Origin of the sequence: Sphingomonas sp. Leaf407 (genome assembly GCF_001425385.1) — a bacterium.
In the GTDB taxonomy this organism is placed as follows: domain Bacteria; phylum Pseudomonadota; class Alphaproteobacteria; order Sphingomonadales; family Sphingomonadaceae; genus Sphingomonas.
In genome coordinates this window covers 102,756-123,965 of the sequence record NZ_LMQO01000005.1, presented here as the reverse complement: position 1 = coordinate 123,965, position 21,210 = coordinate 102,756, and the positions used below count along the sequence as shown (strand labels likewise).

The window sequence follows — 21,210 nt, the reverse complement described above, 5'->3', positions numbered from 1 at the left end:
TCAACCGAATTGACAGTGGAACCAGTGACTGTCGAGTCGCTGGCACCAGATGGTGGTGCTGCCGAACATGGCGGCAATATCGCGCCCGACCGGTCCGCCGTTCCAGCCGCGCGCGGCGGCCATGCGATCGGTCGGATCATGGACGATCGCCGCCCAGTCCGTCGAAGGGTCGCCGATGGTGCGGAAGGCGGTTCGGTTGCCATCGCGGTCGACCGCAACAGCGCCGGGAGGTAATTCGCCGCCCGCAAACGCCGCATCGAAGGCCGGGCCATGCGAGCGAAGCGACCACCACGACGGTGCGACATGCGACCAGTAGAGCACCCGCCCGCCGGCAAAGCCCGCGAAGGGGACCGCGACGACCGGTAACAGGACCAGCAGCAACGCCGGAATGCCGATTCCGCGCCAGCGCCAGCCGGTCCGCACGCCATCGAGGGCCAGCAGGAGCCAGCAACCGCCGAGCAGACCGACCGCGACGAGCATCGCTCGGCCACCGAACAGATTGGCGACGAACAATGCCGCCGCCCCGCCGACCACCCAGACGCCGCACCAGCGGAGCCTGGGCCAGAGCATGGCGGCAAGGGTCGCCCCCTGCCGCCCTTCACTCACAGCGTACGGTCGCGCAGTTCGACTTCATAGGTTTCGAGGTAGTCGCCCGCCTTGATGTCGGTGAAGTTCTGCGTGAACGTGACACCGCATTCCAGACCGGCGCGCACTTCGGGAACATCGTCCTTGAAGCGACGCAGCGATGCGATCTCACCCTGATAGATGATGACATCGTTGCGCGTGATGCGTGCCTTGAGCGCCTTGCGGATGATCCCTTCGACGACCAGCAAACCGGCGGCCCGACCATGTTTGCCCGCCGAGAAGACCTCGCGGATTTCGGCGCGGCCGACGACCGTCTCGAACGCTTCCGGTCCGAGCGTACCCGCCATGCCCGCACGAATCTCGTCGGTCAGCGTGTAAATGACGTCGTAATATTTGAACGCCACCTTGTTCCGCTCGGCGATCTCGCGCGCCTTGGCGTTGGGACGGGTGTTGAAGCCGATGATCGGCGCCCCCGATGCCGCTGCCAGCGTCACGTCGCTCTCGGTGATGCCGCCGACGCCCGAATGCAGGATGCGCACCCGAATATCGTCGGTCGAGATCTTGTTGAGCGCTCCGACGATGGCTTCGACCGACCCTTGGGTATCGGCCTTGACCACCAGCGGATATTCGATCGCCTGCTTCGACTTGAGCGCCGAGAACATGCTCTCGAGGCTGGCCGGCGCCTGGGTGGTGCGCTTGTGGAGCAGCACGCCCTGACGATATTCGGCGACCTCGCGGGCACGCGCCTCGCTCTCGACCACCTGCAGCGGATCGCCCGCCATCGGCACGCCCGACATGCCCAGCACCTCGACCGGAGTCGACGGACCGGCTTCCTTCACCTGACGGCCCTTGTCGTCGATCAGCGCACGGACCTTGCCGCTTTCCGCGCCGCAGACGAACACGTCGCCGACCCGCAGCGTGCCGCGCCGGACCAGCACGGTCGCCACCGGACCACGGCCCTTGTCGAGCTTCGCCTCGATCACGCTGGCTTCCGCCGGGCGATCGGGGTTGGCCTGCAACTCGAGCAGTTCGGCCTGGAGCTGGATTTTCTCGATCAGTTGCTCGAGGCCGGTCTTCTTGAGCGCCGAGACTTCGACGTCCTGCGTCTCGCCGCCCATTTCCTCGACCTGCACGTCATGTTCGAGCAGGCGTTCGCGGATGCGCTGCGGGTTCGCCTCGTGCTTGTCGACCTTGTTGATCGCGACGATCATCGGCTTGCCGGCAGCGCGGGTGTGATGGATCGCCTCGATCGTCTGCGGCATCAGTCCGTCGTCGGCGGCGACCGCGAGGATCACGATGTCGGTCACGTCGGCACCGCGCGCGCGCATTTCGCTGAACGCTTCGTGGCCGGGCGTGTCGAGGAAGGTGATCCGCGACTTGTCCTTCATCGTCACCTGATAGGCGCCGATATGCTGGGTGATGCCGCCGGCTTCGCCGCGCACTACGTCGGTGCCGCGCAGCGCGTCGAGCAGCGAGGTCTTGCCGTGGTCGACGTGACCCATGATCGTCACGACCGGCGGACGCGTCTGCAGCGTCTCGGCCAGATCCTCGGTCGTGTCGAGCGCCAGATCGACGTCGGCATCGCTCACGCGAACGATGTTGTGGCCGAATTCGGTGACGAGCAGCTCGGCGGTGTCCTGATCGATCGTCTGCGTCATCGTGACGGGCGAACCCATCTTGAAGAGCGTCTTGACCAGATCGGCACCCTTTTCCGCCATGCGGTTGGCGAGTTCCTGCACCGTGATCGTTTCGGGCACCTGAACGTCGCGAACCTGCTTGATCTGCGGTTCACGCGGACCACCGAAGCCGCGCTTCTCCTTCTCGCGGGCGCGCTTGAGCGCGGCGAGGCTGCGCGAGCGCGCACCGTCGTCGCCCAGCGCGCGGGTAACGGTGAGCTTGCCCGATTGACGACGATCGTCGCCCTTGCGGTCGCGCGACGGCGCGGGCCGCGCCGGTTCGTTGCGACGCGGGGTCGCCTGACCGGTGCCCGACGGAGCGGAACGCAGCGCGGTCCCGCCGGCGGCGGCAGGGCGTGCCGGAGTAGCGGCCGTGGCAGCAGCAGCTTGAGCGGGCGCGGGGGCCGGCTCGGGCTTGGGCTGCGGCTTGGGGATTTCCGGGCGCTGCACCGGGGTGAAGCGACGCGGCGCCGGCCGGTTGGGATCGGCGGTCAGAACGATCGGCTGCGGTGCCGGGGTCGGTGCCGGACGCGGCGGTGCAGCCCGCAGCGGAGCCTGGGCAGGCTTCGCTGCGACCGGGGCCGGCGCAGGCGTGGGGGCCGGCGCAGGTGCAGGTGCGGGAGTTTCCGCGACCGGTGCCGGTGCAGGGGTTTCCACAACCGGTGCCGGTGCCGGCGTCGATACGGGTGCCGGAGTCGGCTCTGCAACCGGAACAGGCGCGGGCGCTGGTTCCGGGGCGGGCGCGGGTGCAGCTTCCGGCTCGGGTGCAGGTGCAGGTTCGGCCTTGGGCTCGGCGGCGGCACGCGCCTTTTCCTCGACGCGCAAACGTTCGGTTTCGACCGCTTCGCGGGCGATCCGCTCGTCGCGACGCCGATGTTCCTCGGCGGCGTTCATGCGCGCTTCCTCCGCCTCGCGCAGCAGTTTGGTCTGCAGCTCGTGACGCGAAAGGCCGGCATTGCTCGCCGCCGGGCGGGGCGGCGGGGCGACCGGTGCCGGACGCGCCGTGGCGGCGACGGCCGGAGTCGGCGCGGGGGCAGCCTGTTCGGCACCCTGTTCCTCACCCGGGCGGCGGAGTTCGCGGCGGCGCTTCACCTCCACGACCACCGTGTTGGAGCGGCCATGGCTGAAGCTCTGCTTCACCTTGCCGGTCTCAACGGTGCGCTTGACGCCGAGCGGCTGACGGGTGCCCAGCTTCGGCTTGTCGTTGTCGATGTCGCTCATCCGGTTACTCAGGTTCCTGCTTCAATTGGTCGAGGCCAATATGGCCGGCATCCGAAATGCCGGCAGATTGCGCCGTCGATGCGCCCTGCGAAACGCTTTCGCAAGGCGTAGGGATAGGTTCGGGTCCGATAAAGTGCAGCCAGCGGGACAGCGCGTCATTGGCTCGCTGTGCCGCCCGTGCGTCGGTCAGGCCGACATGTACCACATTTTCGCGCCCAAGCGCCAACGACAATATGGTGCGCGTGACCGGCAATGCCAATCCCCTGCGACCAGAACCTTCGTCGTCGGTGCCGACACGCCATGCCTGCGCCAGTTTGCCAGCACCATCGGCGGCAGCATCGGACGCATGGTACAGCGCATGGAGCTTGCCCTGGCGCGCCGCCTTGTCGATCGCAGTGCCGCCGACCACGACGAAGCCGGACTTGGCCTCCAGCCCCAGCCGGTCGAGCGCGTGGCGCCGCAGCGCCTCTTCGATCCGTTCAGGCAGGTCGTCGGGAATCGTCAGCGCCGCGCCCTTGAACGCCCGCGCCAGCGCGCCCCGCAACCGCCCCTTGGCGATCGCGGTTTCCAGCGTCTTGCGATCCACGCCGATCCACGCGCCACGGCCGGGAGCCTTGGCACGCACATCGGGCAGCACATCGCCGTCGGGCGACAGGGCGAGCCGCACCAGCCCGTCGCGCGAACCATGCTCACGCGACAGGATACAGCTACGCTCGGGGCCTTCGGTCAGCCGCGCGGTATCATTGTTCGGAGTCCGCAACTGCGTCCTCCGAAGTCTCGGCCGGGGCGGCGTCATCGGCGAACCAATGCGCACGTGCGGCCATGATGATCTCGTTGCCCTGTTCGTCGCTCAGGCCATATTCGGCGAGGATGCCGCCCTTCGGCGCCTCGCGCTTCGGCGCGTCGTCACCGCGACGGCGCGGTTCGGCCTTCTTCTTCTCGACCAGTTCGTCGGTCGCGAGATCGGCGAGGTCGTCGAGCGTCTTGATGCCCGCCTTGCCGAGCGTGACCAGCATCGCTTCGGTCAGATACGGCAGTTCGGCCAGATCGTCCTCGACGCCGAGGGTGGTGCGCTCCTCGCGGGCGGCCTGTTCGCGGCGTTCGATCGCTTCCTGCGCCCGGCTTTGCAGCTCCTGCGCGAGATCCTCGTCGAAGCCCTCAATGCCGGCCAGTTCCTCGATCTCGACATAGGCGACTTCTTCCAGCTCGCCGAAGCCTTCGGCGACCAAAAGCTGTGCCAGCGTCTCGTCGACGTCCAGTTCGCGCTCGAACATGCCCGAGCGTTCGATGAATTCCTTCTGGCGCTTCTCCGACGCATCGGCTTCGGTCAGAATGTCGATCGCCTTGCCGGTCAACTGGCTGGCGAGGCGCACGTTCTGGCCGCGACGGCCGATGGCGAGGCTGAGTTGATCGTCGGGGACGACGACCTCGATCCGGTCCTCTTCCTCGTCGAGCACCACGCGCGCGACGTTGGCCGGCTGAAGCGCGTTGACGACGAACGTCGCGGTATCGGGCGACCACGGGATGATGTCGATCTTCTCGCCCTGCATCTCCTGCACGACGGCCTGCACGCGGCTGCCCTTCATGCCGACGCAGGCGCCGACCGGATCGATCGAGCCGTCGTGGCTGATGACGCCGATCTTGGCGCGCGAGCCGGGGTCGCGGGCAGCGGCCTTGATCTCGATGATACCGTCGTAGATTTCGGGGACTTCCTGCGCGAACAGCTTCTTCATGAAGTCGGGGTGCGCGCGGGACAGGAAGATTTGCGGCCCGCGATTCTCGCGGCGCACGTTCAGGATCAGCGAACGGACCCGGTCGCCGACGCGGACCGCTTCGCGCGGAATCTGCTGGTCGCGGCGAATGACGCCTTCGGCACGGCCGAGATCGACGACGACGTGGCCGAATTCGACACGCTTGACGACGCCGGTGATGATCTCGCTCTGGCGGTCCTTGAACTCCTCGAACTGGCGTTCGCGCTCGGCGTCGCGGACCTTTTGCAGGATGACCTGCTTCGATGCCTGCGCCTGGATGCGGCCGAATTCGATCGGGGGCAGCGGATCGACGATATAGTCGCCGAGCACGGCACCCTTTTGCAGCTTCTGTGCGTCGGCGACGCCGATCTGCTTGAAGTGATCGTCGACCAGCTCGACGACTTCGAGCACGCGCCACAGGCGCAGGTCGCCGGTCGTCGCGTCAAGCTTGGCGCGGATGTCGTTCTCGGAACCGTAGCGGGTCTTGGCGGCGCGCTGGATCGCGTCCTCCATCGCCTCGATCACGATGCCCTTGTCGATCATCTTTTCGGAAGCGACCGAATTCGCGATCGCGATCAGTTCCGCGCGATTGGCGGTGACGGCGGTGGCCATGTCAGTTCAGTCCTTCTTGATCGGCCGCATCGTCGTCGGCCGGTTCGTCTTCATATTCCTCGGCACCGTCGACAGAGAGCGGGGCCGTCGCCTTCAGCAGCGCGTCGGTGATGACGAGCTTGGCATCGATGATCGCGGCGAAGGACACGGTCATTGCCTTGTGCTTGCGCACGTCGATCGTGACATGATCGCCCTCGGTGCCGATCAGGATGCCGGTCAATTGCTTGCGACTGTCGATCGGCGCGTCGAGCGTCACACGCGCCTCGAATCCCTTCCAGTCGTCGAAATCGGCGAGGCGCGTCAGCGGGCGGTCGATGCCGGGCGACGATACCTCCAGCCGGTACGCTTCCTCGATCGGGTCGTTCTCGTCCATCAGGTCCGAGATGCGGCGCGAGAGTTCGGCGCAATCGTCGATCGTGAGCTGGCGGGTGTCGGGCCGCTCGGCCATCACCTGCAGCGTCGGGTCGGACTTGCCGCCGAACATCTTGATGCGCACGAGGGCGAAGCCCAACGCCTTCGCCTCCGGTTCGATCAGTCGCGTCAGTTCGGCGATATTCGCCATGCCGTCTCCACAGGTTACGTCGCTTCGCTGCCGGTCCCTGATGGAACCGGCCCCGGCACGTTGACGATGTCGAGGAAGCAACCGGCATATAGGTAAAATCGCATGTCCCGGCAAGAGGGAACGGGAGCATGCCGCAACCCCGTGCGTTGGCCGGTTATCCTGTCGATACCGTCGCATGAGGGCCGCCAATGTCTCCGTTCCGTTCGCTGATTCCCGCCATCGCGTTGCTCGCGGCCTGTAATTCCGGCGGCGAACTGGAGGCGCAGCCGGGGCCGGCCAGCCCCGCCCCCGCCGCGACGACCGTGCCCGCCCCGGCCCCGACGCAGGCAGGCAAGCCGTTCGTGGTTCAGCCCGTCGCCGATCTCGAATCGCCATGGGCACTGGCATTCCTGCCCGACGGCCGCATCCTCGTGACCGAAAAGGCCGGACAGATGCTGCTGCTGAGCGCCGATGGCCGGCAGCGACAGGTGGTGGCGACGATTCCGGTCGATTCGGCGGGGCAGGGCGGGTTGATGGACGTGGTGCCGGCACCCGACTTCGCAACCAGCGGCCGGGTGTATTTCAGCTATTCGACCGCGGGCGACGGCGGCAAGGGCGTGGTGCTGGCACGCGGGCGGCTGCGCGCGGCCGAGGGTGGCAATGGCGGCGAGATGCGGCTGGGCGAGATCGAGGCGCTGTTCCGCGCCACGCCGTTCGTCAGCGGCGATGGCCATTATTCGGGGCGGATCGCGTTTGCGCCCGATGGCCAGCATCTGTTCTTCACCAATGGCGAGCGGCAGAAGTTCGATCCGGCGCAGGACCCCAAGGCGACGCTGGGCAAGGTGCTGCGCCTGACGCTGGACGGCAAGCCGGCGGGCGACCCCGGCCTCACCGCGCGCGGCTTCCATCCGGCGGTGTGGTCGTATGGCCACCGCAACCTGCTGGGGCTGGCGTTCGACGCGCAGGGCAATCTGTGGGAACAGGAAATGGGGCCGAAGGGCGGCGACGAGGTCAACCTGATCGTCGCGGGCAAGAACTATGGCTATCCGCTGGTGTCGGACGGCGATCATTACGATGGCCGGCCGATCCCGCGCCATGCGACCCGCCCCGATCTGGAAGCGCCCAAGGTGAGCTGGAACCCGGTGATCTCGCCGGGTGGCCTGATCGTCTATTCGGGCGCGATGTTTCCCCAGTGGCGCGGCGACCTGTTCATCGGTGGGCTGTCGAGCAAGGCGCTGATTCGCGTCGACATGAACGGCACCAGCGCGACCAAGGGCGATCAGTGGGACATGGGCGCCCGCATCCGCGACGTCGAACAGGGGCCGGACGGCGCGATCTGGGTGATCGAGGACGGCGCGCAAGGATCGCAGGGTCGGTTGCTGAAACTCACCGCGCCGCGCTGATCCCGCGTCGCCGGGCGCTGGCGGTCGGCTACCGCAGCATCTCCAGCGTCTGTTCGTCGCGTTCGCCGTCATAAAAGGTATCGAGGACGTCGCCGAACGGCGTGTCGTCCCCGGCCACCGCCTCGAACAACGTCATCGACGAGCGTAGCTTCATCGCGTCGACCTCGCCGAGGATACGGTCGATGTCGCGGCCGTCGTGCGCCAGCAGCGCCTGCGCCGCTTGCCTTAGTCGCGGGCCGAGGACGGGATGCGCGAGATACGCCTTCGCCTCCTCCACGTCGGCGATGCCATAGCGCTGCGCCATGGTGCTGAAGCCCAGCCCGCGCAGTTGCGGCAGGACGAACCACATCCAGTGGCCGCGCTTTTCGCCCTCGACCAGTTCGGCCAGTGCCTGGTCCCAGGTCGCGCGCTGCGCTTCCACGAATCGGTCGAGCGGATCGGTCATGTCGTCATCCTATCGGGTGAGACGCCACGCACAATCCATCGCTTGATTTCAGGCCATGCTGTTGTCTAGCCTTGTCAGACAAACAAATATCCTTGGGAGGGGACTATGCGATACCTGCAAGCCGTGGCCGTCGTGGCCGCGATGGTCGCCGTGCCGGTGGTGGCACAGAGCGCCGACGATTTCGCCGCAAAGGTCATCAACGCGCCATTGCCCGCCAGCCTGAGCGTCTATGGTCTTGGCAGTCCGCCGCCGGTGGTGCGGGTGAAGGGCGTCGACGGGGGCAAGGCGATGCGGGTCGTGATTCCCGCCGCCGACAAGGACCCGTGGAAAATCTCGCTGTCCTCCTCCACGACCCAGCCGGTGAACAAGGGCGACCGACTCGTCCTTGCCTTCCATGCGCGGGCGACCGGCATGGCGGCGGGCACCAAGGCGCGGATCGCCAATGCCTCGGTGCAGTTGGCCAAGGCTCCCTATACCGGCCTGTTCGGCCAGCCGGTCGAGGTCGGCGACCAGTTCGAATTCCTGCAGGTGGCGGGCAAGGCCGACCGCGATTATGCGGCAGGCGAGCTGTCGGCCTCGCTGCAACTGGCGACGGGCAAGCAGACGTTCGAATTCGGTCCGCTGTTCATCATCAACCTCGACCGGAAGTGAGTGTCATGGGCTGATCCAGCCGACCCGCAAACGTCATCCCAGCCTGCGCTGGGGTGACGTCCGTTTCGATCGGGATAGGTCAGTCCCGCGTCGCGGTGAGGAAATAGTCGAGCGCGGTGTTGTCGGACAGGGTGAAGCCGCGCGTCGGCGAGAAGGCGAGGCCGGCGGGCGGCGAGACGGTCAGCCCGGCCTCGCGCAGATGCGCGGTCAGTTCGTCGGGGGTGAGGAAGCGTTGCCAGTCGTGGGTGCCGCGCGGAATCATCCCCACCCCTTCGGCCAGCGTAATCATCGCGAGCCGCGACAACGCGGTGCGGTTGGGCGTGGAGACGACGAGCAACCCGCCCGGCGCAATCGCCTCGGCCAGTCCCGCCACGAAGGCGGCGGGATCGGCGACATGTTCGATCACCTCCAGCGAGGTAACGAGATCGAAGGTACGCCCGGCGATCGCCTCGACGCCGCCTGCCAGATATTCGATCGGCAGCCCCATCGCGGCCGCATGCGCCGCCGCCGCGCCGATATTCTCGGGCGCGGCATCGACTCCGGTAACGGTCGCGCCCAGCCGGGCGAGCGGTTCGGCGAGCAGCCCCGCACCGCAGCCGACGTCGAGCGCGCTCCGGCCGGCAAGCGGGGTGAAGCCCGCGCCGTCGCCCGCCCAATGCGCGTCGACCGCCGCGCGGACGAAGCCGAGGCGGACCGGGTTCAGCCGGTGGAGCATCGCCGAGCTGCCCTTCGGGTCCCACCACTGCGCCGCCATCGCGCCGAAATGGGTCGCTTCGCGTGCCACGACGCTTGATTGCGCGGGAACGGCTTTAGGCGCGTCAAAGATTGCGTTGCTTGCGTTCGTCATGGGCACCTCCTATCAGCCGCCGCCATTCCCCCCAAGGATGAATGGCAGACACGCATGGCGCGGATCGTGATGAAGTTCGGTGGCACCTCGATGGCGGGGATCGAACGTATTCGCAACGTCGCCGCCCGGGTGAAGCGCGAGGTCGAGGCCGGCAACGAGGTCGCGGTGGTCGTGTCGGCGATGGCGGGCGAGACCGACCGGCTGGTCGGCTTCTGCCGCGAGGCGTCGCCGCTGTACGACCCGCGCGAATATGACGCGGTCGTCTCGTCGGGTGAACAGGTGACGAGCGGGCTGCTCGCCATCGCGCTGCAGGCGATCGGCGTGCCGGCGCGCTCGTGGCTCGGCTGGCAGTTGCCGATCGGCACGTCGGACGCGCATGCGACCGCGCGGATCGAATCGGTCGACACCACCGCGCTCGACCAAAGCCTGTCGGCGGGCGAGGTCGCGGTGATCCCGGGTTTCCAGGGCGTGAGCGAGGCGGGCCGGATCACCACGCTCGGGCGCGGCGGATCGGACACGTCGGCGGTGGCGATGGCGGCGGCGATGCAGGCCGACCGCTGCGACATCTACACCGACGTCGACGGCGTCTATACCACCGACCCGCGCATCGTGCCGCGCGCGCGCAAGCTGGCGCGGGTGACGTATGAGGAAATGCTCGAACTGGCGTCGGTCGGCGCCAAGGTACTCCAGACCCGCTCGGTCGGGCTGGCGATGAAGGAAAAGGTCCGCGTGCGCGTGCTGTCGTCGTTCGACGACAGCCGCGACGAGGACGGGTATCGTGGAACGCTGATCGTCGGCGAAGAGGAAGTGACGGACATGGAACGGCAGCTCATCACCGGTATCGCCCACGACAAGAACGAGGCGAAGATCACGCTGGTGGCGGTCCCCGACCGGCCCGGCGCGGTCGCATCGATCTTCGCGCCGCTGGCCGATGCCGGCATCAACGTCGACATGATCGTCCAGAACATCGCCCATTCGGCGGGATCGACCGACGTGACCTTCACGGTGCCCGCCGCCGAACTGGCCCGCGCGCTCGACACGCTGGACAAGGCGAGCGGCGACATCGGTTATGGCAAGGTGCTGCACGACACGCGGGTCGCCAAGATCTCGGTCGTGGGCGTGGGCATGCGCAGCCATGCCGGCGTCGCCTCGACGATGTTCACCACGCTGGGCGAGCGCGGCATCAACATCCAGGCGATCACCACCTCGGAGATCAAGGTCAGCGTGCTGATCGAGGAGGATTATACCGAACTGGCGGTGCGCGTCCTCCATACCGCCTACGGGCTCGACGCGGATTGATCCTGCGGCCGCTTCTCGCGTTCGCCGCGCTGCTCGCGGCGGCACCGGCCGAGCGGCCGGTGCTGGACGAGCGGTTCGAGCAGGGCGGGGGAGCGGTGGCGCGACGGTTGCTGCGCGATCCGCATCTTTCGATCGCCACCGGGGCCGGCGTCGGCGGTGGTGATGCGTTGCGTGCCGCCTATGTTGGCGGGGCAATGGGCAGCGAGCGGATCGTCCACAGCATCCCGCTGGGGGAAGCCGGAACGGACTATACCCTGTCATACGACGTGCGGTTCGATCCGGACTTTCCGTTCGTCGAGGGCGGCAAGCTCCACGGCCTCGGCCCCGAACGGCCGGTCGCGGGGGGCAATCCGATCCGGCCCGACGGCTGGAGCGCACGGGTGATGTGGCGCGCGAAGGGGCGCGCCGAACTCTACAGCTATCATCAGGACCAGCGCGACCAATATGGCGACCATGGCGTCGTCGTCGCGCCGGGCGACTTTACGCCGGGTCGCTGGCAGGCGGTGTCGCTCCACGTCCGGCTCAACGATCCGGCGACGGCGGCGAACGGGCTGGTCGAATTGTTCGTCGACGGCCGGCTGGTCGAGCAGCAGGAGGCGATCCGGCTGCGCGGCAGCGACGTGCCCCGCGCCCGGATCAGCCTGTTCCTCTTCAGCACTTTCCACGGCGGCAACGCGCCCGAGTGGGCTCCGCGCGACGCACAAGGCGGTTATGCGACGGTCCATGCGCTGTTTGACAATATCGCCGTCGAGCGTGGCCGCCACATCCGGCGTACACCGGACGGCTGAGCGCTTGTTTGAAAACGCGCCGATGCGCGTTTTGCGGTGCCGGCCCGCTCCCCSTCCCGACCACCCAATCAGGATATGCTATGGGTGGTCGGGACGGGGAGCGGGCCGGCACCGCTCTCGAAACCCGCCCTTTCGCGGGTTTCCAAACCGCCGCTGACTATTCGCCGATGAGATGCACCGCCACGCGCCGGCGGTGGGCGGCGCGGCGGTGTTCGAACAGGTAGATGCCCTGCCACGTGCCCAGCACCGGACGGTGGCCGATCACCGGGATCGACAGCGATACGTCGGTCAGCGCGGTGCGCAGGTGGGCGGGCATGTCGTCCGGCCCTTCCTCGCCGTGCGCATAGCGGTCGCTTTCGGGGGCGATGTGGCGGAAATAGCGTTCGAGGTCGTCGCGCGCCGCCTCGCTCGCATTTTCCTGCACCAGCAGCGACGCCGAGGTGTGGCGGCAGAACAGCGTCAGCAGCCCGCTGGCGATGCCGGTTGCCTCGATCCAGTGGCGGACCTGACCGGTGATGAGCACCAGCCCCTGTCCGTTGGTCGTCACCACCAGCTCGCCATGTTCCTGTCGTATCATCGCGCCTGCTTGCCCGAAGCCGCCCGGTCGCGCTAGGCGGGGCCATGACGAACCCTTCGACCGGGCGTGAACGCCTGACCCGCCGCATGGCCCGTGGCTGCGACTTCCTCGGCTCCGATACTGCGATCCTGTGCGGCGCGATGTCGTGGGTGAGCGAGCGCCATCTGGTCGCCGCCATCTCCAACGCCGGCGGCTTCGGCGTGATCGCGTGCGGGGCGATGACCCCCGAGCTGCTCGATGCCGAGATCGCCGCGACGAAGGAACGGACGGCCCGGCCGTTCGGGGTCAACCTCATCACCATGCACCCGGCGCTGTTCGACCTGATCGACGTCTGCGGGCGCCACCGCGTCACCCATGTCGTGCTGGCCGGCGGGCTGCCGCCCAAGGGGGCGCTCGACGCGATCAAGGCGACGGGGGCCAAGGTCATCGCCTTCGCCCCGGCGCTGGCGCTGGCGAAGAAGCTGATCCGGTCGGGCGTCGACGCGCTGGTGATCGAGGGGATGGAGGCCGGCGGCCATATCGGCCCCGTGTCCACCAGCGTGCTGGCGCAGGAGATGCTGCCCGAGGTCGCGGATCAGGTGCCCGTGTTCGTCGCGGGCGGGATCGGCCGGGGCGAGGCGATCGCCGGCTATCTCGACATGGGTGCGGCCGGGGTGCAGCTTGGCACGCGATTCGTCTGCGCGACCGAATCGATCGCGCATCCGGCGTTCAAGAAGGCGTTCCTGCGTGCATCGGCGCGTGATGCGGTGGCGAGCGTGCAGATCGACCCGCGCCTGCCGGTCATCCCGGTGCGTGCGCTCAAGAACGCGGGCGGCGAGCTGTTCACCGCCAAGCAGCGCGAGGTCGCGCAGAGCCTCGACGAAGGCGGCGTCGCGATGGCCGAGGCGCAGTTGCAGATCGAACATTACTGGGCGGGCGCGCTGCGCCGCGCGGTGATCGACGGCGATGTCGAGCATGGCAGCCTGATGGCCGGCCAGTCGGTCGGCATGGTGACGAAGGAGGAAAGCGCCGCCGCGATCATCGCCACGTTGATGGACGAGGCGGCGGCGGCGTTCGACCGGCGGGTGATCGGCTGAGTCGATCAATCGGGCGGTGTTCAGCCAAAGTTGACAAAGTTTACACTAATGGCGTGATCGTCGCGGTGGGTTTCGCCGCAATTTCGCCTCGTTTGGCGATCGTCGGGCGGCAGGGTCGGGCATGACCCACCGTCCGCCATCGGTACGGATGCGGCGGGGTACCTGAGGGGATTCGCTGCGGTCAAAGAACGTGGCGGAGGACCGTCGCATGGGTGCGGGGGTGTAGGACAGCGCGTGTTCGGCGGGGTCTGATCCGTCCGCATTGCCCCGGAAGTCATCCCGGCGGCCGTCGGGGTTCTTATCGGGGATAACGCGCCGCAGGAGCCGTTTGAGGCCCCAGCCTTGGCTGGGGCGACGGTTGGATGCGGATGATCGGATTGTAGAAGATTGGTTCGCGCGGAGGCGGTTGCGGTTCGGGCGGCGTGCTGGCCGTTCGGACTGGTTTGGCGAGCGCTGGCGCGCGCGACGGCAAGCTTCGTTCTCCCCTCCCTTGTCAGGATTCCTCTGCGAAACTCCGACGATCTCACCCTGATCGTGTCCCCGCGCAGGCGGGGATCCAGAGCCGCGCACCCAAACCGTTGTTTTTCTGGGCTCTGGACCCCCGCCTACGCGGGGGTACGAAAGCTTCCGGGCGAAGTGGTGCGACGTTCGCAGAGGAATCCCTTGTCAGGAAGGGAGGTGCGCTGGCGTCACCCGTTGCGCGTCAGACTCACGTCGTCGATGCGGAGCCACTGGTCGTCCTGCCCCTCGCTGTACACGCCGATCTGGACGCGGCCGGTGCGGACCGGGATGGTCGGGAGCGTGATTTGACGCCACTCGTCGATGCGGCCGGACAGGGTCTGCGCCACCTCTGCGCCGCCGTGGCCGACCGCAAAGACGCGCGCGACCTTCTGGCCGCCGCTGCTCCTGATCCAGAGGCGCAGGGTATAGTCGCCGTCGGGGAGCGTCACGTCCTGCGTCGCGGTGGCCATGCTGGGGGCGGCGTGGGGCAGGGTCAGCGCCCAGCGGCCGGTGCGGCCGTCGCGCAGGTTCACGATCGGGCTGTTGTCCTTGATGCTGGTCCAGCTCCCCTGCCAGCCGGCGAGCTGGGTCTGCGTCACCCGGTCGGCCTCGAACCCGGGGTTGAGCGCATAGTTGTTATTCGCGCCGATGGCCCATGTCCCGCGCTTTGCGTCGAGGTGCCATTCGCTCAGCGAATGGAAGCGCGGGGTGCGGCCGTCGAACGACAGCGGCACCCAGACGTTGTAGCCGGGGCCGTTGCCGGCGAAGTCGCTCCAGCGATCGCCGGCATAGACGATCGTCGTTCCGGCGCTGCCGTGGACGGGGATGAAAAAGCCGTTCTGCGAGACGTGCGAGAAATCCGCCGCCGTCCCCTCCAGCAGCCGGTCGGGCGAATAGGGGCCGGTGATCCGGTCGGCGTGCATGCAGTAGCTGCGCGAGGCGTTCCAGCCGTGAAGATCGGACGAGCAGAAATAATAGATGCCACGATGCTTGAACATCGCATTGCCTTCGCGGCCCGCGCCGGGGGCGGTGTAGATGCGCGTGGCGGGTTCGATGCCGAGATAGTCGGGCCGCAGCGGGGCGACATAGAGGTCGCGGCGGCTGCCGCCGCTGCCGAACACCAGATACGGTTTGCCGTCGTCGTCGACGAACAGCGTCTGGTCGCCCGAGGTCGGGGTCGAGACGTTGGCGATCACCGGCTGATGGCGGGCGAAGGTGAACGGGCCGGCGGGGGATTTGCTGGTGGCGAAGACGATGCCGGGGCCGGTGTCCTTGCCGCCGTACTGGCTGACGAGGACGTAGCGGCGGGTGGCGGCGTGATAGGCGACGCCTAGCCGCCCGAACCAGGCGTCGCGCGGGAAGCGCTCGCCCGCCGCCCCCGCCTTGATCGCGTCGCCCTCGTAGCGCCATGTCACGAGATCGTCGGAGGAATAGACGGTGACGGCGGCGAAATGGGGGTTGGGGTGCGGCGTGGTGGGATCGCGGGCGTAGGCGACCGCTTCCTCATATTTCACGCCGTACCAGTAATAGCGGGTGCCGACCTTGAGGATGCCGCCGCCCTGCGAATAGACCGGGGTGCCGGCGGTGTCGGTCCAGAAACGGTCGTTGCGGATCGTGCCCTGGCCGAGCGCCGGGGCGGCGGCGAGGAGCGCGAGGGCGGCGAGCGGGAGCAGGGGTGGCATCGATCCTCCGGGCGGCAGTTCGCCGGGGGGATAGCCGATCTGACAGGATCGGGCCAAGAAAAACAGTGGGTTAGGTGGCCGTGGCCGCCGGGGTATCGGCGGGCGCGGCGAGCAGTCCCTCGCGCTTGGCGACGATGGTCGGGACCAGCATCTGCCCGGCGACGTTGACGGCGGTGCGGCCCATGTCGAGGATCGGATCGATCGCGAGCAGCAGCCCGGCACCCTCTAGCGGCAGGCCGAGCGTCGAGAGGGTGAGCGTGAGCATCACGGTCGCGCCGGTCAGCCCGGCGGTGGCGGCCGAGCCAAGCACGGAGACGACGACGATCAGCGCATAGTCGCTGGCGTGGAGCGCCACGCCGAAGAACTGCGCGACGAAGATCGCCGCCACCGCCGGATAGATCGCGGCGCAACCGTCCATCTTGGTGGTGGCGCCCAGCGGCACGGCGAAGGCCGAATAGCTGCGCGGCACGCCCAGCGCACGTTCGGTCACTTCCTCGGTCAAGGGCAGCGTACCGACCGACGAGCGCGAGACGAAGCCCAACTGGATCGCGGGCCATGCGCGGCGGAAGAACCAGCCGGGCGAAATGCCGTTGAGCGCGAGGAGCGCCGGATAGACGACGAGCAGGACGAGCGCGAGGCCGAGATAAACCGCGCCCGCGAACAGCCCGAGCGAGGACAGCGCGCTCCAGCCGTAGCGCGCGATCGCATCGCCGACGAGCGCGGCCGAGCCGATCGGGGTGAGCGCGATCACCCAGCGCAGCAGCCGGCGGAAGATGGCGAGCGCCGAGGCGTTGAACGACAGGAAGGCGCTGCCCGCCTCCCCCACGCTGACCGCCGCCGCGCCGATCGCGACGGCGGCGACGATGATCTGCAACACGTTGAACGAGACATTGGTGGTGGCGACGCCATCGGCGATGGTCGTGCCCGCGCCGATGCCCAGCACGTTGGCGGGGACGAGGCCTTTCAGAAAATCGATCCACGATCCGGTGGTGGTCGGCACCTTGGCCGCCGCGAGGTCGACGCCGGCGTGGAGGCCGGGCTGGAGCGTCAGGCCCAGCACGATGCCGATCGACACCGCAATCAGCGCGGTGATCGCGAACCACAGCAGCGTCTGCGCGACGAGCCGCGCGGCGTTGGTCAGGTCGCGCAGCGCCGCGACCGATCCGACGATCGCGGTGAAGACCAGCGGCGGGACCAGCGCTTTGAGCAACTGGACGAAGATCTGGCCGGTGGTGTGGAGCGTGGTCGCCAGCGCGCTGTCCGGTCCCAGCTCGCGCGCGATGAGGCCGAGCGCGAGGCCGGCCGCCATGCCGACCGCGACCTGGATGCCGAACGACGGCAGACGGTACGAAGAACGTGTCACGGCGGCGGGCTCCAGAACGGCGGCGTCGGGCACGCCAAGCCTGCTAGATCGGGGGTCGGGCGGGAACGGACAATCCAGACCCGCTTCGCGGCCCCCAAGCATTTGTTTCAAAGCCCATGGGTGCCGTGGGAATTGCCGGCCCCCTTGCATCGCTCCGCCGGGCGGGGCAGGCGGGGGCGATGTCGAGCGCCGCCGATCTGGAAACCACGCTGCTGGGGCCGGTGTTGCCGGGGCGCGAGTGCGGCGACTGTACCGCCTGCTGCTCGGTGCTGACGGTGGACACCCCTGAATTCAGCAAACCCGCCGGGGTGGCGTGCGTGCATGTGACCGATGCCGGCTGCGCGATCCATGCGGTGCGGCCGACGATCTGCCGGACGTGGTTCTGCGGGTGGCGGCGGGTGGCGGCGTTGCCCGACGCGGCACGGCCCGACCGGTCGGGGTTGCTGGTGTCGCTCAACTTCGTGCGACAGCCGCAGAATTGCTTCGAGGGGGTGTCGATCAACATCCGCCTGATGCCGGGCAGCGACGCGATCGGGAGCGGCATGGCGGGGCGGGTGCTCGATGCGCTGTGCGGCGGGCTGGTCCCGGTGTGGTTCAGCGACGGCGCGCGCAAGATGCTGATGCACCCCGAGCGGGAGGTCGCCGCGCTGGTCCTGTCCGGTGCGCCCGCGCCGGCGGCGCTGCGCGGCGAGGTGGCGGGGTGGCGCGAACGCTATGGGATGTTCGGTTAAGAGGGCGTTTGATCCACCTGCATCGAACCGTCGCCCCAGCGAAGGCTGGGGCCTCTCGCGGCGCTTGTCGCGCATCAGCCCCGGGAGATCCCAGCCTCCGCTGGGATGACGTTTATTTCGGGGTGGATGGATCGGACTCTACGCCGGCGGCGGCTCGTTGCCGGCGAGCCAGCCGAGCGCGGCGTCGCGGCTGTCGAAGAAGGCGAGGTGCGGCATCGCCCGCTTGGCCTGCATCCTGAGCAGCGCGCTGGCGAGGACGAGCGCGATGCGGCGCGAGGTGACGCGCGGGTCGGACGCAATGCGGCCGAGCGCCGCCAGCACGTCGGGTGACTGGACGGTGAAGCGGGTGGTGTCGAACAGCGCGACCTGATCGCCCGGACGGATGCCGAGGGAGGGCAGCCGCGCCACCGTCGCGCGGATCGCGGTTTCGAACCGCGTCACGGTCGGCAGATCCCAATGGCCGAACAGCGCGAAGTCGAGCCGTCGGGTCGCGGGGTCGATTCCCGCGGCGAAGGCGGGGTCGTCGGCAATCGGGATCAGGGTCATGCGTTTTCCGAAACAGGGTTTCGTCACCCGACCGCACAGCGGGCAACGGCACCATCATGCCGGATGTATTGTTACCAATCCGTTGCGACAACGTATCAGGCGACGGAAATCGCGGTACTTCTCAATAAGCGCGGCGGATCGCAAATTCGACCGCTTCGACCATCGCATCCTTGGCCGGGCCGTTCGGGAAGCGGCCGAGCGAGTCGATCGCGCGCTGGCCGTAATGGCGCGCGCGGGCCAGCGTGTCGTCGACCGCGCGGCTGGCCTGCACCAGCGTGATCGCATGGGCGAAATCGGTATCCGACGCGCGCTTGCCCGAGATCGCGTCGCGCCAGAAGCCGCGCGCTTCTTCGTTGCCGCGCGCATAGGCGAGGATGACGGGCAGCGTCATCTTGCCTTCGCGGAAATCGTCGCCGGCGTCCTTGCCCATGGTATCGGCGTCGGACACGTAATCGATCGCGTCGTCGACCAACTGGAACGCGATGCCGAGGTTGCGGCCATAGACGTCGAGCGCGGCCTCGTCCGCTTCCGACCGGTCGGCGACGATCGCGGCGATGCGACAGGCGGCGGAGAACAGCGCGGCGGTCTTGGCGCCGATGATGTCGAGATAGCGGTCCTCGGGCGTGTCGATCCGGCGGATCGCGGTGAGCTGGTTCACTTCCCCTTCCGCGATGATCGCCGATGCGCCCGACAGGATGCGCAGCGCCTTGAGGCTCTCCGCCTCGACCATCAGTTCGAAGGATTTGGAGAAGAGATAGTCGCCGACCAGGACGCTGGCGGGATTGCCCCAGATGATGTTGGCGGTGCGCTTGCCCCGGCGCAGGTCCGACCCGTCGACCACGTCGTCGTGGAGCAGCGTCGCGGTGTGGATGAATTCGACCGCGGCGGCGAGCAGGTGGTGGCGCGTGCCGCCGTAGCCGATCAGCCGGGCGCAGGCGAGGGTCAGCATCGGCCGCATCCGCTTGCCGCCGCCCGCGATCAGGTGGCCGGCGAGTTCGGGGATCAGCGGGATCTTCGACTGCATGCGATCGAGGATGACCGCGTTGACGCGGTTCATATCGTCCGCGACCAGCGCCATCATCGGATCGAGCGAGGGGTCGGTCCGCTTGTCGAGGCGGTGGAGGGTAGCCGTCATGTCCCAAGCGATGTGGCCTGTCGGGCGGGCGAACGCAAGGGAAAGGCGGGGTTGCGCAGGGCAATCGCAGGCGCGAAAGGCGTTAGTCGAAGCGGTGCCGGCCCGCCCCTCCCATCCGGCGTGAAGGATATGTTGCCATGCCCGACCAGACGCTCGACCGTTTCCGCCAGAGCATCGACAACATCGATGCCGCGCTCGTGTGCATGTTGGCCGAACGGTTCAAGGTGACGCAGGCGGTCGGACGCTACAAGGCCGAACAGGGACTGCCCCCGGCCGATCCGGGGCGCGAGGAGGCGCAGATCGCGCGGCTGCGCAGTCTTGCGCGCGCCGCCGATCTCGACCCCGAATTCTCGGAAAAGTTCCTGCGCTTCATCATCGACGAGGTCATTCGCCATCACCGGTCGATGCAGGATGGCGGCGCGGCGTGAGCGACGAACGGATCGTCTTTGCGCCCGACGATGTCGATCTGACGCGATCGCCGCTGCGGCGGGGCATCGCCGAGCCGACGTTTGTGCTGGGCGCGTTCAATCCGGCGCTGACGCGGTTGCCGAACGGCAATCTGCTGCTGCTGGTGCGGATCGCCGAGGCGCTGGTCGAGCCGGTTCGGGATGGGCGGGTGCGGTCGATTCGTTGGACGCCGGCGGGCTATACGCTCGATTCGTTCGATGCGGCGGCGGCGGATGTCAGCGATCCGCGCTTCTTTTCGTTGAAGGGCGGGGCCTATCCGTTCCTTGGCCTGACCTCGCTGTCGTGGCTGTTGCCGGTGGAACTGTCGGGCGATGGCGGCCGGGTGGTGGCGGTGCATTACGACCGCGCGGTCGAACCGTCGGCGGACTATGCGCAATATGGTGTCGAGGACCCGCGGATCGTGGCGATCGACGGCACCTACTGGATGACGGTGTGCGGCGTGTCGGGCGGGCGGCTGTGCAGCGTGCTGTACCGGTCGGGCGACGGGTTCGACTGGACGAGCGAGGGGATCGTGCTCGACCATGGCAACAAGGACATGGTGCCGTTCGAGGGGCGCGTCGGCGATGGTTATGCGACGCTGACCCGGCCGCTGTCCGATGCCTGGTTCGTGTCCGCACCCGATTCGCCCGAGGGAAGCGGGCCGAGCATCAACCTCGCGACCTCGCCCGATATGCTGCACTGGAAGCCGCTGGCCGCGCCGGCGCTGCGGCCCTTGAAGGGCGCGGCGGCCTACAAGCTGGGCGGGGGGACGCCGCCGGTGCGGGTGAAGGACGGGTGGATGCTGCTGTACCACGGGGTCGAGAAACAGGGCGCGGTCGGGGTGTATCGTACCTATCGCGCGCTCCTGTCGGCCGATGCGCGGGAGGTGCTGGAGCGCGACGAGACGCGGGCGGTGCTGGAGGCGGCGCCTTCGCTGATCGCGCCGATCGCGCATCAGGCGTATCTGCCGCAGCCGGTGGTGTTCACGACCGGCATCGTGCGCGACGGGGGGGACTGGATCGTGGCGTCGGGGGAGGCGGATCTGGCGTGCCGGCTGACGCGGATGTCGGGGCGGTTGCTGGGGTAGATTTGGTTCACGCGGAGGCGCGGAGACGCGGAGGGGTTGCGTGCTTGGGGGCCGGGGTGGCTGCGTTGGAGCAGTGTTCGGTTCGGATGCGTCGTAAGGAAGGGTTTTTCGCGCAGAGGCGCAGAGGCGCAGAGGCGCAGAGAGGTTCCGGGTAAGGCCGGCGTTACCGATCCGGCGAAGCCTCACCCCTGCTGCCGTCCGATAAGGAAGAGCCGCTATCGCGGCAGACGCAACCCCTCCGCGTCT

The 21,210-nt window shown here is 68.2% G+C and carries 20 protein-coding genes; 8 read left to right on the top strand and 12 right to left on the bottom strand.

Annotated elements, in window-relative coordinates; all coding sequences use genetic code 11:
• From ASG37_RS14685 to rimP, 5 genes are read right to left on the bottom strand one after another with little or no spacing between them, the layout of a single operon-like run.
• Positions 1–570, bottom strand: coding sequence for a hypothetical protein (locus ASG37_RS14685; protein WP_156349225.1), 570 nt, complete (start codon positions 568–570; stop codon positions 1–3).
• A gap of 32 nt (positions 571–602) precedes the next feature.
• The gene (gene infB, locus ASG37_RS14680) at positions 603–3,482 is read right to left on the bottom strand and encodes a translation initiation factor IF-2 (protein ID WP_055761904.1); all 2,880 of its coding nucleotides are present in this window, start codon (positions 3,480–3,482) and stop codon (positions 603–605) included.
• A 4-nt stretch (positions 3,483–3,486) separates the two neighbouring features.
• A complete protein-coding gene (locus tag ASG37_RS14675) occupies positions 3,487–4,242 on the bottom strand; it encodes a DUF448 domain-containing protein (RefSeq protein ID WP_414888249.1) in 756 nt (251 codons plus the stop codon).
• Positions 4,223–5,845 (bottom strand): transcription termination factor NusA, encoded by a 1,623-nt coding sequence (nusA, locus tag ASG37_RS14670; protein ID WP_055761902.1) that lies wholly within the window; start codon positions 5,843–5,845, stop codon positions 4,223–4,225. The genes ASG37_RS14675 and nusA overlap by 20 nt, the downstream gene beginning before the upstream one ends.
• Position 5,846: 1 nt before the next feature.
• On the bottom strand, positions 5,847–6,407 hold the full coding sequence (gene rimP, locus ASG37_RS14665) for a ribosome maturation protein RimP (RefSeq protein ID WP_055761899.1): 561 nt from the start codon (positions 6,405–6,407) through the stop codon (positions 5,847–5,849).
• Positions 6,408–6,595: 188 nt separating this feature from the next.
• Here rimP and ASG37_RS14660 point away from each other — a divergent pair, with 188 nt between their 5' ends.
• On the top strand, positions 6,596–7,789 hold the full coding sequence (locus tag ASG37_RS14660) for a PQQ-dependent sugar dehydrogenase (RefSeq protein ID WP_082448519.1): 1,194 nt from the start codon (positions 6,596–6,598) through the stop codon (positions 7,787–7,789).
• 28 nt (positions 7,790–7,817) lie between these two features.
• On the opposite strand, the gene ASG37_RS14655 is transcribed toward ASG37_RS14660, so the two are convergent.
• On the bottom strand, positions 7,818–8,234 hold the full coding sequence (locus ASG37_RS14655) for a DUF1810 domain-containing protein (RefSeq protein ID WP_055761896.1): 417 nt from the start codon (positions 8,232–8,234) through the stop codon (positions 7,818–7,820).
• Between the two features lie 105 nt (positions 8,235–8,339).
• On the opposite strand from ASG37_RS14655, the gene ASG37_RS14650 reads away from it, so the two are divergent.
• Complete coding sequence (locus tag ASG37_RS14650) at positions 8,340–8,885, top strand: hypothetical protein (protein WP_055761893.1); 546 nt, start codon at positions 8,340–8,342, stop codon at positions 8,883–8,885.
• A 79-nt stretch (positions 8,886–8,964) separates the two neighbouring features.
• Here the strand turns inward: ASG37_RS14650 and ubiG are convergent, their stop codons facing one another.
• Positions 8,965–9,732, bottom strand: coding sequence for a bifunctional 2-polyprenyl-6-hydroxyphenol methylase/3-demethylubiquinol 3-O-methyltransferase UbiG (gene ubiG / locus ASG37_RS14645; protein WP_082448517.1), 768 nt, complete (start codon positions 9,730–9,732; stop codon positions 8,965–8,967).
• 54 nt (positions 9,733–9,786) lie between these two features.
• On the opposite strand from ubiG, the gene ASG37_RS14640 reads away from it, so the two are divergent.
• Together ASG37_RS14640 and ASG37_RS14635 are read left to right on the top strand one after the other, a co-directional pair.
• On the top strand, positions 9,787–11,031 hold the full coding sequence (locus ASG37_RS14640; RefSeq protein WP_055761891.1) for an aspartate kinase: 1,245 nt from the start codon (positions 9,787–9,789) through the stop codon (positions 11,029–11,031).
• On the top strand, positions 11,028–11,819 hold the full coding sequence (locus tag ASG37_RS14635; protein ID WP_055761888.1) for a polysaccharide lyase: 792 nt from the start codon (positions 11,028–11,030) through the stop codon (positions 11,817–11,819). Before ASG37_RS14640 ends, ASG37_RS14635 begins: the two co-directional genes overlap by 4 nt.
• 157 nt (positions 11,820–11,976) lie before the next feature.
• Here ASG37_RS14635 and ASG37_RS14630 read toward each other — a convergent pair whose 3' ends face one another.
• Positions 11,977–12,393, bottom strand: coding sequence for a secondary thiamine-phosphate synthase enzyme YjbQ (locus tag ASG37_RS14630; RefSeq protein ID WP_055762424.1), 417 nt, complete (start codon positions 12,391–12,393; stop codon positions 11,977–11,979).
• A gap of 89 nt (positions 12,394–12,482) precedes the next feature.
• Here ASG37_RS14630 and ASG37_RS14625 point away from each other — a divergent pair, with 89 nt between their 5' ends.
• On the top strand, positions 12,483–13,472 hold the full coding sequence (locus ASG37_RS14625; RefSeq protein WP_055762421.1) for an NAD(P)H-dependent flavin oxidoreductase: 990 nt from the start codon (positions 12,483–12,485) through the stop codon (positions 13,470–13,472).
• A 689-nt stretch (positions 13,473–14,161) separates the two neighbouring features.
• On the opposite strand, the gene ASG37_RS14620 is transcribed toward ASG37_RS14625, so the two are convergent.
• A complete protein-coding gene (locus ASG37_RS14620) occupies positions 14,162–15,655 on the bottom strand; it encodes a family 43 glycosylhydrolase (protein WP_055761885.1) in 1,494 nt (497 codons plus the stop codon).
• 70 nt (positions 15,656–15,725) lie between these two features.
• Positions 15,726–17,018, bottom strand: coding sequence for a dicarboxylate/amino acid:cation symporter (locus ASG37_RS14615; RefSeq protein ID WP_268795748.1), 1,293 nt, complete (start codon positions 17,016–17,018; stop codon positions 15,726–15,728).
• A gap of 179 nt (positions 17,019–17,197) precedes the next feature.
• Between ASG37_RS14615 and ASG37_RS14610 the strand changes: the two genes are divergently transcribed.
• Positions 17,198–17,749: a YkgJ family cysteine cluster protein gene (locus tag ASG37_RS14610; protein WP_055761882.1), complete on the top strand. Its 552-nt coding sequence runs from the start codon at positions 17,198–17,200 to the stop codon at positions 17,747–17,749.
• A 138-nt stretch (positions 17,750–17,887) separates the two neighbouring features.
• Here ASG37_RS14610 and ASG37_RS14605 read toward each other — a convergent pair whose 3' ends face one another.
• Together ASG37_RS14605 and ASG37_RS14600 are read right to left on the bottom strand one after the other, a co-directional pair.
• The gene (locus ASG37_RS14605) at positions 17,888–18,295 is read right to left on the bottom strand and encodes a hypothetical protein (RefSeq protein ID WP_055761878.1); all 408 of its coding nucleotides are present in this window, start codon (positions 18,293–18,295) and stop codon (positions 17,888–17,890) included.
• Between the two features lie 121 nt (positions 18,296–18,416).
• Positions 18,417–19,430, bottom strand: a complete 1,014-nt coding sequence (locus ASG37_RS14600; protein ID WP_055761875.1) for a polyprenyl synthetase family protein — start codon at positions 19,428–19,430, stop codon at positions 18,417–18,419.
• A gap of 137 nt (positions 19,431–19,567) precedes the next feature.
• On the opposite strand from ASG37_RS14600, the gene ASG37_RS14595 reads away from it, so the two are divergent.
• Complete coding sequence (locus ASG37_RS14595; RefSeq protein WP_055761872.1) at positions 19,568–19,858, top strand: chorismate mutase; 291 nt, start codon at positions 19,568–19,570, stop codon at positions 19,856–19,858.
• Positions 19,855–20,964, top strand: coding sequence for a glycosidase (locus tag ASG37_RS14590; protein ID WP_055761869.1), 1,110 nt, complete (start codon positions 19,855–19,857; stop codon positions 20,962–20,964). The genes ASG37_RS14595 and ASG37_RS14590 overlap by 4 nt, the downstream gene beginning before the upstream one ends.
• Positions 20,965–21,210 lie beyond the last annotated feature (246 nt).

Excerpts from the sequence above, each read along its gene's own strand:
- ASG37_RS14685 (WP_156349225.1), bottom strand. The coding sequence starts at position 570 with ATGCTCTGGCCCAGGCTCCGCTGGTGCGGCGTCTGGGTGGTCGGCGGG.
- ASG37_RS14605 (WP_055761878.1), bottom strand. The coding sequence starts at position 18,295 with ATGACCCTGATCCCGATTGCCGACGACCCCGCCTTCGCCGCGGGAATC.
- ubiG (WP_082448517.1), bottom strand. The coding sequence starts at position 9,732 with ATGACGAACGCAAGCAACGCAATCTTTGACGCGCCTAAAGCCGTTCCC.
- ASG37_RS14655 (WP_055761896.1), bottom strand. The coding sequence starts at position 8,234 with ATGACCGATCCGCTCGACCGATTCGTGGAAGCGCAGCGCGCGACCTGG.
- nusA (WP_055761902.1), bottom strand. The coding sequence starts at position 5,845 with ATGGCCACCGCCGTCACCGCCAATCGCGCGGAACTGATCGCGATCGCG.
- ASG37_RS14660 (WP_082448519.1), top strand. The coding sequence starts at position 6,596 with ATGTCTCCGTTCCGTTCGCTGATTCCCGCCATCGCGTTGCTCGCGGCC.
- ASG37_RS14610 (WP_055761882.1), top strand. The coding sequence starts at position 17,198 with ATGTCGAGCGCCGCCGATCTGGAAACCACGCTGCTGGGGCCGGTGTTG.
- ASG37_RS14595 (WP_055761872.1), top strand. The coding sequence starts at position 19,568 with ATGCCCGACCAGACGCTCGACCGTTTCCGCCAGAGCATCGACAACATC.
- ASG37_RS14640 (WP_055761891.1), top strand. The coding sequence starts at position 9,787 with ATGGCGCGGATCGTGATGAAGTTCGGTGGCACCTCGATGGCGGGGATC.
- ASG37_RS14625 (WP_055762421.1), top strand. The coding sequence starts at position 12,483 with ATGGCCCGTGGCTGCGACTTCCTCGGCTCCGATACTGCGATCCTGTGC.
- ASG37_RS14600 (WP_055761875.1), bottom strand. The coding sequence starts at position 19,430 with ATGACGGCTACCCTCCACCGCCTCGACAAGCGGACCGACCCCTCGCTC.
- infB (WP_055761904.1), bottom strand. The coding sequence starts at position 3,482 with ATGAGCGACATCGACAACGACAAGCCGAAGCTGGGCACCCGTCAGCCG.
- rimP (WP_055761899.1), bottom strand. The coding sequence starts at position 6,407 with ATGGCGAATATCGCCGAACTGACGCGACTGATCGAACCGGAGGCGAAG.
- ASG37_RS14650 (WP_055761893.1), top strand. The coding sequence starts at position 8,340 with ATGCGATACCTGCAAGCCGTGGCCGTCGTGGCCGCGATGGTCGCCGTG.
- ASG37_RS14620 (WP_055761885.1), bottom strand. The coding sequence starts at position 15,655 with ATGCCACCCCTGCTCCCGCTCGCCGCCCTCGCGCTCCTCGCCGCCGCC.